This window comes from Saccharomonospora saliphila YIM 90502, from assembly GCF_000383795.1.
Lineage (GTDB): Bacteria > Actinomycetota > Actinomycetes > Mycobacteriales > Pseudonocardiaceae > Saccharomonospora > Saccharomonospora saliphila.
In genome coordinates this window covers 266,601-276,640 of sequence record NZ_KB912728.1, presented here as the reverse complement: position 1 = coordinate 276,640, position 10,040 = coordinate 266,601, and the positions used below count along the sequence as shown (strand labels likewise).

Below are 10,040 nucleotides of genomic sequence, written 5' to 3'. Positions count from 1 at the left end.
GGTCCGGCGGGCACGGCGCGACGGATACAGCCTCACGCGCGGCGAGCTGGAACGCGGCGCCGTCGGCCTCGCCACGGGCATGCGCGCCGACGTCACCGAGACCGGCGCCGCCACCGTCGAGCACAGCGTGGGCGTGGTCGCGCTGGACGGCCTCGACACCGACCGGGCGGCTGAGGCCGTCCTCCGCGCGGGCCGGCGCCTGGCCCGCCTGCTCACCCGCTGATCACCCCGCTCCCCGACCGGGGCGCCGGAGTCGGAGCGTTCGTCGTGACTCTTGACGGTCCGCGCCGCGCTGCCTAATCTCCCTTGCGTTCGCTCACCGCGACAGCATGTGCGTTATCAGTAAAATACCAGCTCAGGAGGCAGAGTGGCCATGAGCGCAGGGGCGTGCCCCTTCGGGGACGGGAGCGTGTCGCCCCAGGCGGCGGCGTTCGACCCGTTCGGCGAGGCGTACCAGGCCGACCCACCGGAGGCGCTGCGCTGGTCGCGGGACGACGAACCGGTCTTCTACAGCCCGGAACTCGGCTACTGGGTCGTCACCCGCTACGACGACGTGAAAGCCGTGTTCCGCGACAACCGGACCTTCTCCCCGTCCATCGCACTGGAGAAGATCACCCCGGTGTGCGCGGAGGCCACGGCCGTGCTGGAGTCCTACGACTACGCGATGAACCGCACGCTCGTGAACGAGGACGAACCCGCGCACATGCCCCGCCGCCGGGCGCTGCTCGACCCGTTCACCCCGCGGCGGCTGACCGTGCACGAGCCGATGGTGCGGGAACTGACCCGCCGCTACGTCGACCGCTTCGTCGATGACGGCGAAGCCGATCTCGTCGATCAGATGCTGTGGGAGGTCCCGCTCACGGTCGCCCTGCACTTCCTGGGCGTGCCCGAGGAGGACGTGGATACGCTGCGGCGCTACTCCATCGCGCACACGGTCAACACCTGGGGTCGACCGTCACCGCGCGAGCAGGTCGCCGTCGCGGAGTCCGTCGGCCGCTTCTGGCGCTACGCCGGGGAGGTCGTCGACAAGCTCAAGCGCGATCCGTCCGGTCCGGGGTGGATGCCCTACAGCATCCGCCTCCAGCGCGAGAAGCCCGACGTGATCACCGACTCGTACCTGCACTCGATGATGATGGCCGGCATCGTCGCCGCCCACGAGACCACCGCCAACGCGGCGGCCAACGCGATCAAGCTGCTGCTGGAGAACCGCCCGGTGTGGGACGAGCTGTGCGCCGACCCGAGTCTGATCCCGAACGCCGTCGAGGAGTGCCTGCGTCACTCCGGCTCGGTCGCCGCCTGGCGCAGGCTGGTCACCACCGACACCACGGTCGGCGGCGTCCCGGTTCCGCGCGGCGCCAAGCTGCTGATCGTCAACTCGTCGGCCAACCGCGACGAGCGGCACTTCGACTCCCCGGACTCGGTCGACATCCGCCGCGACAACGCCACCGACCACCTGACCTTCGGCTACGGCAGCCACCAGTGCATGGGCAAGAACCTCGCCCGCATGGAGTTGCAGATCTTCCTGCAGGAGCTCACCCGCAGGCTTCCCCACCTCGAACTCGCCGACCAGCGGTTCACCTACGTGCCCAACACCTCCTTCCGGGGTCCCGAACACCTGTGGGTGCGCTGGGACCCGGCCGCCAATCCCGAACGCACCGATCCCTCCGTGCGGGAGGCCACCCACCCGGTCACGATCGGCGAACCCACCACGCGCGCCACGACGCGGACCGTCGTCGTGGAGGAGGTCACCCGCGAGGCCGACGGAATCGTGGGCCTCACCCTCGCCGACCCCACCGGCGCGGCGCTGCCCGACTGGTCTCCCGGCGCGCACATCGACCTCGATCTCGGCGGAGTGACCCGGCAGTACTCCCTGTGTGGCGACCCGGCCGACCGGCACCGCTACCGCGTCGCCGTGTTGCGTGAACCGGCCGGCCGTGGCGGGTCCGTGTTCGTCCACGACAGCGTCGAGGCGGGACACCACCTGAGCCTGCGCGGGCCACGGAACCACTTCCGGCTCGACCCGGACGCGCGCCGCCTGCTGTTCGTCGCGGGCGGCATCGGGATCACCCCGATCATCGCGATGGCCGACCACGCCCGCGCCCGGGGCGTCCCGTACGAGATCCACTACTGCGGGCGCGACGAGTCCACGATGGCCTTCCTCGACCGCCTGCGTGCCCACCACGGTGCGCACCTGCACGTGCACACCACCTCCGGCGGCACCCGGCTCGACGTGGCCGCACTGCTCGCCGAGCCCGAGGAGGGGACCAGCATCCACGCCTGCGGACCGGAGCGGCTGCTCGACGCGCTCGCCGAGGCCGCCGCGCACTGGCCCGAGGACGCGCTGCGCGTCGAGCACTTCACCAGCAGCCGCGCGGTACTCGACCCGGAATCCGAGCACGCCTTCGACGTGGAACTGGCCGACTCGGGTCTGACCGTCCGCGTCGCGCCCGACGAGACCGTGCTGCAACGCCTGCGCGCGGCGAACATCGACGTGCCCAGTGACTGTGAGGAAGGGTTGTGCGGCACGTGCGAAGTGCCCGTGCTCGCGGGCGAGATCGACCACCGCGACGTGGTCCTGACCGGCGGGGAGCGCCGCGCCGGCACCCGCATGATGGCCTGCTGCTCCCGCGCCCGTGGCACGACCCTCACGCTCGGTCTCTGACCGCACCCGTTGTCCCGACCGCACGCGGAAGGCCCGGCCGCACCGGCAGGCCCGCGACCGTACCGAAAGCCCCCGCGGCCGTACCGAAAGGCACTGACAATGGCGTCACCCGTCGACCAGAACACCGCCCCGGCCGGGCAGCCCACACCCTCCCCAACCGGCTTCCGCCGCGTCCTCGCGGGCAGCATGGCGGGCGCGGTGCTGGAGTGGTACGACTTCGCGATCTACGGCATCCTCGCCGCGACCGTGCTCGGCCCGCTGTTCTTCCCCGGCGAGTCCGGGATCATGAAACTCCTGCTCGCCCTGGCCACGCAGGGGCTGGGCTTCGTGGCACGCCCGCTCGGCGGGATCGTGTTCGGCCACCTCGGAGACCGGTTCGGCCGCAAGCCCATGCTGGTGACCACCTTCCTGCTGCTGGGACTGTCCACGGCCGCCATCGGGCTGCTGCCGACCTACGGCCAGATCGGTATCACCGCCACCGTGCTCCTGGTCGTGCTGCGCATGATCCAGGGCTTCGCGCTCGGCGGCGAGTTCGGTGCCGCGGTGCTCATGGTCAGTGAGTACGGCGAACCCCGCCGCCGGGGATTCTGGGCGTCGTGGCCGCAGGCGGGCGCCCCGATGGGCACCGTGCTGGCCACCGCCGTGGTCAGCCTCATCACCGTGTTCTTCCCGGGTGAGGCGTTCGACCAGTGGGGCTGGCGACTGGCGTTCCTCGTGGCGATCCCCCTGCTCGCGATCGGCTTCTGGCTGCGCCGCAGCGTCGAGGAGTCGCCTGTCTTCCAGGCGGCGCAGGCCCGCGCCGAGACCCGGGCCACCACGCGGAAGCGCTCCAGCGTCCTCGACGCGCTGTCCAATCCCCGCCAGGTGCTGCACGGGGTCGGGGTGCGGCTCGGGGAGAACATCGCGTTCTACATCTACACCGTCTTCATCATCGCCTACGCCACCACGTCGTTCGGCTACGCGCGCGGCGACGTCATCCTCGCGGTCACCTTCGCCTCGCTGTTCCAGTTCCTCGGGATGATCGGCGGCGGCCGCGTCTCGGACAGCGTCGGCCGCAAGCCCGCGATGATCGTACCGTCGGTCGTGCTGGTGGCCTGGGCTCCGGTGTTCTTCTGGCTCGTGCATTTCGAGAGCCTTCCCTTGCTGTGGCTCGGCGTGTGCGTGGGCGCGTTCTTCCACGGCGTGCTCGCCGGCACGGAGGCCGCCTGGATCACCGAACTGTTCCCCACCCGTCACCGGTTCGCCGGCTCGTCGTTGGTGTTCCAGGGCTCGTCGATCATCGCGGGCGCACCGGCCCCGTTCATCGCCGTGTGGCTGATCGACCGGTTCGGGGTGGCCAGTGTGATCGGCTACCTCGTGGTCACGATGGCGATCACCGTCGTCGCCGCCGCGACCAGCCGGGAGACCCGCAACAGCGACCTTGACGCGATCGAGTGAACGTCGCCGACCCGCGAGGAGGCAGTGTGACCATCGCCCACGAGACCACCGGTTCCGGAGACCACGCGGTCCTCGCCGTCCACGGCTGGTTCGGGTCGGCGTCGGCCTGGGCTCCCCTGCGCCCGCACCTGGACACCACCGCGTTCCGGTACGTCTTCTGCGACCTGCGCGGCTACGGCGCGCGCCGGGGCGTACCGGGCGAGCACACCCTGGCCGAGGCCGCGGGCGACGTGCTCGCCCTGGCCGACGCCCTGTCACTGGAGACGTTCTCGCTGCTCGGTCATTCCATGGGCGGCGCGGTGGCGCAGCGTGTGCTGGCCGACGCACCCGACCGGGTCCGCGCTGTGGTGGGAGTCTCTCCCGTACCCGCGAGCGGCGTGCCGTTCGACGACGCGGGGTGGGACCTGTTCTCCGGTGCCGCCACCGACCCGGGCGCGCGGCGCGCCATCATCGACCTGACGACCGGGAACCGGCTGACCGGCGTCTGGCTCGACGCCATGGTGCGGCACTCGCTGGAATCCTCGGACCAGCAGGCGGTCGCCGACTACCTGCGCGCGTGGGCGCGGACCGACTTCCACCGCGAGGTCGCCGGCAGCCGGGTGCCGGTCAAGGCGATCGTGGGAGAGCACGACCCGGCACTCGGCGCCGAGACCATGCGTCAGACCTTCGCCGAGTTCTACCCCCGCTGCGAGATCGAGGTACTGGCCAACTGCGGCCACTACGCGATCGACGAGACCCCCGTCGCGCTCGCGACGAGCATCGAGGCCTTCCTCCGGGAGCTCGGCCAGGGGCAACTCGCGGACTCCTAGGGGCAACTCGCGGACTGCCAGGGGCGACTCGCGGACTGCCAGGGGCAACTCGCGGACTGCTAGGGGCGACTCGCGGGGGTGTGCGGGTCCGGTTCCGGCGCCCGTGCCGCCACGTCCATGACGTACTGCCCGTACGGCGACTTCGCGAGCCGCTCCCCCAGCCGATGGCACTGCTCGGGACCGATGAACCCCATCCGCAGCGCGACCTCCTCCACACACGCGATCCGCACACCCTGCCGGTGCTCGAGGATCTGCACGTACTGCCCCGCCGCGCTGAGCGAGTCGTGCGTCCCGGTGTCCAGCCACGCGAAGCCCCGTCCGAGATCGACCAGCCGCGCCTTGCCCCGCGCGAGATAGTGCCGGTTGACGTCGGTGATCTCCAGCTCCCCCCGGGGCGAGGGCGCGAGGTTCTTCGCGATGTCGAGAACGTCGTTGTCGTAGAAGTAGAGACCGGTGATCGCGCGGTCCGACCTCGGCTTCGCGGGCTTCTCCTCGATCGAGACCAGCCTGCCGTGCTCGTCGACCTCACCGACGCCGTAACGCTCCGGGTCGTGGACGGGGTAGCCGAACAGCACGCACCCGTCCACGTCCTCGGCCGCCGTGGTCAGCAGCTCCGAAAAGCCCGGGCCGTGGAAGATGTTGTCGCCGAGGATCAACGCCACCGAGTCGCCGCCGACGTGGTCGGCGCCGATCCGGAAGGCGTCGGCGAGCCCACGGGGCCGGTCCTGGATGGCGTAGTCCAGCGTCAGTCCGAGTTCGCGGCCGTCACCGAGCAGGCGACGGAACCCGTCGAGATCGTCCGGCGCGCAGATGACGAGGATCTCCCGGATCCCCGTCAGCATCAGCACCGACAGCGGGTGGTAGATCAACGGCTTGTCGTAGACGGGAAGCAACTGCTTCGACACACCGAGAGTCACCGGACGCAGCCGCGTCCCGTGGCCTCCGGCCAGGATGATCCCTTTCACTGTGCCCACCTCTCTCGCGCAACGGTTCGACGCGCGGGGCGCGCCCGTTCCCGGCGCGCACGGTCGTCAGGCATGACACGGGGGCAAGCCACCGTGGAACGTCACCATCTCGCCGAAGATCGCCTCGACGTCGAGCTCGGCGCCCTCCGACGCGCCGAGGACCTCGGCATAGGCGCGGTGCAGGTTCGCCACGAGACGCTCGGAGTCCAGCAGGTCGCCGAACCGGTGCGGCACCGCCGCCCGGGCGGTCTCCATCGGGGTGCGCCCGGCACGCACCCCCTCGGCGGCCAGCTCCCGCAGCCACAGCAGGTAGGACTCGTTCGCGTCGAGGATTTCCGGGCCGCCGACCGGACCGTGCCCGGGTACCACGGTCCTCGGCTTCAGCGCCCGCAGGCGGTCGATCGTGCGCAGCGACCCGGTCACCGACCCCATCAGGCAGAACGGTGTGGCCCCGTTCATCAGCACGTCCCCCGCGAACAGCACCGAGTGCGCGGGAAGCCAGACGACGGTGTCGTTGGTCGTGTGCGCGGGTCCGGGATGGAACAACTCCACCTCGGTCTCCGCGGTGTGCAGCCGCATCGACTCGGTGTAGGTCACGGTCGGCAACGCCAGCGTGATCTCGCCCCAGTCGACCTCCGGCCACAGCATCTGCATCCCGAGTCCCGCCCGCTGCATCTCGACCCGGGCCCGCTCGTGTGCGACGATCTCGGCCCGGTCGGCGAACACGCAGTTGCCGAAGGTGTGGTCCCCGTGGAAATGCGTGTTGACCACGGTGCGCACGGGCGCGTCCGTGGTGGCGGCGACGGTGTCCCGCAGCCGACGCGCGCGTCGTTCGCTGGCCGCCGTGTCCACGAGGACCACCCCGTGCGCACCGACGACGACGCCCGCGTTGTTCAGGCACCAGCCGCCGTCCGGCTGCACATAGGCGTACACGCCGGAGGACAGCGGCACCAGATCCGCGGCGATCATGTGGACGCCCGCCGGGACGCCACCGCGCCGCGCACCGCCTCGACCACGGTCCGGACGTCGGTCTCACTCAGGCTCTGATGCAGCGGAAGGCACAGCGTCTCCTCCGCCGCCCGCTCGGCGTTCGGAAGCACCTCGTCGGAGGCGTAGGCGCGCACCTTGTGCAGCGGCGGGTACCGGAACGTCGTGTAGACCCCCGCCGCCAGCAGGTCGGCCGCGACGGCGTCCCGGATCGCCGCATCGAGCTGGACCCAGTAGAAGTAGTACGACGAGGTGTGCCCGTCCGGTAGTGGCGGGGGAAGGCGCACCCCGGCCACGTCCGCGAGCGCGCGGTCGTACCGGGCCACGACCTCGGCTCTGCCGCGGACGAAGTCCTTCAGCCTGCTCAGCTGCACCAGGCCGATCGCGGCGGTGAGGTCGTTGCCGATCTGGCGGCGGGCGAAATCCCGGACGTCGAGTTCCCACCAGCGGTGCGAGACTTTGGCGTTGGAGAAGCCGCTGGACTGTTCGAGGCCGTGGTAGGCCAGTCGGCGCGCGCGGCGCGCGAGATCCGCGTCGCGGAGGTAGAGCATGCCGCCGTCACCGGTGACGAGGATCTTCATCGCGTCGAAGCTCCACATCGCGATGTCTCCGAACGTGCCACACGTCGTGCCCCCCGCCGTGGAGGCGACCGCGCAGGCGGCATCCTCGACGAGCGGGACCCCCCGGGCACGGCACAGGGCGGCGATGCGCTCGATGTCGCCCGGGTACCCGCCGTAGTGCAGCACGACCACGGCCTTGGTCCGCTCGGTCAGCTTGGCCTCGATGTGCTCGGCGTCCGGGTTCAGAGTCCGGGGGTCCACGTCGCAGAACACCGGCCGGGCACCGGTGGCCGCGACGGCGTTGGCCGCGGCCACGAAGCTGATCGAGGGCAGGACGACCTCGTCTCCCTCGGAGAGCTCCAGCAGCTCCATCGCCAGGAAAAGCCCGGCGGTGCAGGAGTTGATGAACACCGTGTGCTCGGCGCCCACGCCCAGATGCGCGGCGAACTCCGCCTCGAACCGCGCCGTCCGCGGCCCGTGCCCGAGCCAGTTGCTCTCGAACACCTCCGCGACCGCCGCCAGCTCCTGCTCGCCGAGACTCGGCTGAAAGATGTTGATCGTCACGTCATCGTCCGTTCGTCCGGGTGTCGTCCCACAGCGGCAGAATCCCGGCCGCCTCGGCCCGCGCCAGCGTCGGAGCATGCTCGTCCTTTTCGGACAGAAGTGCCTCGCCCGTCAGGTCCCAGGGCAGCGCGAGCTCCGGGTCGAAAGGATGGATTTCGAACTGGGTGCCGGGCACGTACGCGCTCGACAGCACATAGCAGATCGTGGCGTCGTCGGTCAGGGCGCGGAATCCGTGCCCGAGTCCCTCGGGGACGTAGACCGCCGTGCCGCTTCCGGCACGGAGCACGTTCGCCGTGTGCGCGCCGTAGGTGGGCGACCCGACCCTGATGTCGACCACGATGTCGAGCAGCGCACCCCGGACACAACTGACATACTTGGCCTGGCCGGGCGGGATGGTGACGCCGTGGATGCCCCGCACCGTGTCGCGGCGGGAGACGGAGTAGTTCACCTGCGCGACCGGGAACTCGCGACCGGTGGCCTCGCCAAGGCGGTCCGCGCGGAAGCCCTCGAAGAAGCTGCCCCGCTCGTCGTGGACGATCTCGGGTGAAACGAGGAAGACCCCCGGGATCTCCAGTTCACGGAACTCCACACGCACCTCCCAGCGACCTGCACCGGGAGAAGTCTGTTCGGCACCGCTCGGTGCCGGTTCGAGAGTCGCTGAACGCGGGCTCGTCCCGGGGCGGGCCCAGGCACGCGGGGACGGGCCGGTGCTGTGCTCGACCCGTCCCCGCGCTCGGTCAGTCGAGCGTCAGGACGACCTTGCCCCGGACGTGGCCGGTCTCCACCTCACGATGCGCCCGCGCCGCCTCGGCGAGCGGATAGGTGTTGGAGACGGGAAGCTGGAGCGCACCGTCGGCCGCGAGCGCCGCCAGTTCCGCGAGCAGCTCCGCCGACCGTTGCCCGCGCAGGCGGCGGAATCCTTCCCGTGCGGCGGCCTCGGCGTCGACCAGCGTGCCGATGCGGTCCCGGTCCGCGACGAGCGCGAGGGAGGCGTCGATGGCGTCCCCGCCGATGGCGTCGAGCGCGGCGTCCACACCCTGTGGCGCCGCCGCGCGTACCCGGTCGACAAGACCGGCGCCGTAGGTGACCGGAACGGCGCCGAGCGAGGTCAGGTACTCGTGGTTGCGCTCGCTCGCCGTGCCGACGACCGAAGCCCCCAGCCGCCGGGCGAGCTGGGTCGCCACCGTGCCCACGCCGCCCGCCGCCGCGTGGACCAGCAGTGTCTCGCCCTCGGCCACGCGGAGTTCCGTCAGTGCGTTGTACGCCGTCTGCCCGACGGCGGACAACGCGCCCGCCACCGGCCACGGCAGTGCGGCGGGCTTGGCGGTGATCTGCTCGACGCCGACCACGACGGCCTCGGCGTAGGCCTCCATCACCGTGAAGCCGAGGACGTCGTCCCCCGCGGAGAACCGCGTGACGTCCGGGCCGACCCGCTCGATCGTGCCCGCGAACTCATTGCCGAGCCGCTGCGGGAACGTGTCGTCGGAATCAGCGAAGGCGCCACCACGCAGTTTGCAGTCGATCGGATTGACGCCGGCCGCCCGCACCCGAACCCGGACCTGCCCCGGTCCGGGTTCCGGCACCTCGACATCGGTCAGTTTCAGGACATCGGGGCCGCCGTATGCCGAGAATGCGATCGCTGTGGCCATGCACGCTCCTCGTTCTTGTGTGTTTCTCTGCGGGGACGATCCTGTCACACCACGGCGATGCGCGGTTTCGGGACGGCTCATCCGAGCGGCGCACGAAACACTCTCGACCTCGCGTCGAGCGAGCCTCGAGCGGGATTCCAGTGAGATTCGAGCGAGGTTCGAGCGAGTCTCGAGGTGACGTCGAGCGAGATTCACGCGGAACTGCCATCGGCCCACGGTCCAGCATTGAATGACGCCGACAACACTGCCTTCGCGTCCACAGGTGGGAATAGCCCATTCAATTGTCACAGGTAACCCGGAGGAACCCAATGACCACTTCGAGTGAAAATCGGCGCCGTGGCCGCCTGGTCCGGGCGTTCGGCGTCGCGTCGCTGCTCGCACTGGCCCCCCTCGCCGCCGTGGCGCCG

8 protein-coding genes and 1 pseudogene are annotated in these 10,040 nt (G+C 70.8%); 4 read left to right on the top strand and 5 right to left on the bottom strand.

Going from position 1 to position 10,040, the window contains the following annotated elements; translation table 11 throughout:
- From SACSA_RS26445 to SACSA_RS0120280, 4 genes and pseudogenes are all read left to right on the top strand, one after another.
- Window positions 1-223 (top strand): annotated as a pseudogene (locus SACSA_RS26445) (IclR family transcriptional regulator); the annotation flags it as partial.
- 150 nt (window positions 224-373) lie between these two features.
- The gene (locus SACSA_RS0120290; protein WP_048877019.1) at window positions 374-2,662 is read left to right on the top strand and encodes a cytochrome P450/oxidoreductase; all 2,289 of its coding nucleotides are present in this window, start codon (window positions 374-376) and stop codon (window positions 2,660-2,662) included.
- Between the two features lie 99 nt (window positions 2,663-2,761).
- On the top strand, window positions 2,762-4,099 hold the full coding sequence (locus SACSA_RS0120285) for an MFS transporter (RefSeq protein ID WP_019819658.1): 1,338 nt from the start codon (window positions 2,762-2,764) through the stop codon (window positions 4,097-4,099).
- A gap of 26 nt (window positions 4,100-4,125) precedes the next feature.
- Window positions 4,126-4,908 (top strand): alpha/beta fold hydrolase, encoded by a 783-nt coding sequence (locus SACSA_RS0120280; RefSeq protein ID WP_019819656.1) that lies wholly within the window; start codon window positions 4,126-4,128, stop codon window positions 4,906-4,908.
- A 59-nt stretch (window positions 4,909-4,967) separates the two neighbouring features.
- On the opposite strand, the gene rfbA is transcribed toward SACSA_RS0120280, so the two are convergent.
- The 5 genes from rfbA to SACSA_RS0120255 form a co-directional block, all read right to left on the bottom strand.
- Window positions 4,968-5,873, bottom strand: a complete 906-nt coding sequence (rfbA, locus tag SACSA_RS0120275; RefSeq protein ID WP_019819654.1) for a glucose-1-phosphate thymidylyltransferase RfbA — start codon at window positions 5,871-5,873, stop codon at window positions 4,968-4,970.
- Between the two features lie 66 nt (window positions 5,874-5,939).
- Window positions 5,940-6,842: an MBL fold metallo-hydrolase gene (locus SACSA_RS0120270; protein WP_019819652.1), complete on the bottom strand. Its 903-nt coding sequence runs from the start codon at window positions 6,840-6,842 to the stop codon at window positions 5,940-5,942.
- Entirely contained in the window at window positions 6,839-7,984 is a 1,146-nt protein-coding gene (locus tag SACSA_RS0120265) for a DegT/DnrJ/EryC1/StrS family aminotransferase (RefSeq protein WP_019819649.1), read from the bottom strand. Before SACSA_RS0120265 ends, SACSA_RS0120270 begins: the two co-directional genes overlap by 4 nt.
- Window position 7,985: 1 nt before the next feature.
- Window positions 7,986-8,573: a dTDP-4-dehydrorhamnose 3,5-epimerase family protein gene (locus tag SACSA_RS0120260; protein WP_019819647.1), complete on the bottom strand. Its 588-nt coding sequence runs from the start codon at window positions 8,571-8,573 to the stop codon at window positions 7,986-7,988.
- A 148-nt stretch (window positions 8,574-8,721) separates the two neighbouring features.
- Complete coding sequence (locus SACSA_RS0120255; protein WP_019819646.1) at window positions 8,722-9,633, bottom strand: NADP-dependent oxidoreductase; 912 nt, start codon at window positions 9,631-9,633, stop codon at window positions 8,722-8,724.
- Window positions 9,634-10,040 lie beyond the last annotated feature (407 nt).

What these genes read in the sequence shown, in the direction of transcription:
- SACSA_RS0120290 (WP_048877019.1), top strand. Translation starts at nt 374, where the DNA reads ATGAGCGCAGGGGCGTGCCCCTTCGGGGACGGGAGCGTGTCGCCCCAG.
- SACSA_RS0120285 (WP_019819658.1), top strand. Translation starts at nt 2,762, where the DNA reads ATGGCGTCACCCGTCGACCAGAACACCGCCCCGGCCGGGCAGCCCACA.
- SACSA_RS0120270 (WP_019819652.1), bottom strand. Translation starts at nt 6,842, where the DNA reads ATGATCGCCGCGGATCTGGTGCCGCTGTCCTCCGGCGTGTACGCCTAT.
- SACSA_RS0120255 (WP_019819646.1), bottom strand. Translation starts at nt 9,633, where the DNA reads ATGGCCACAGCGATCGCATTCTCGGCATACGGCGGCCCCGATGTCCTG.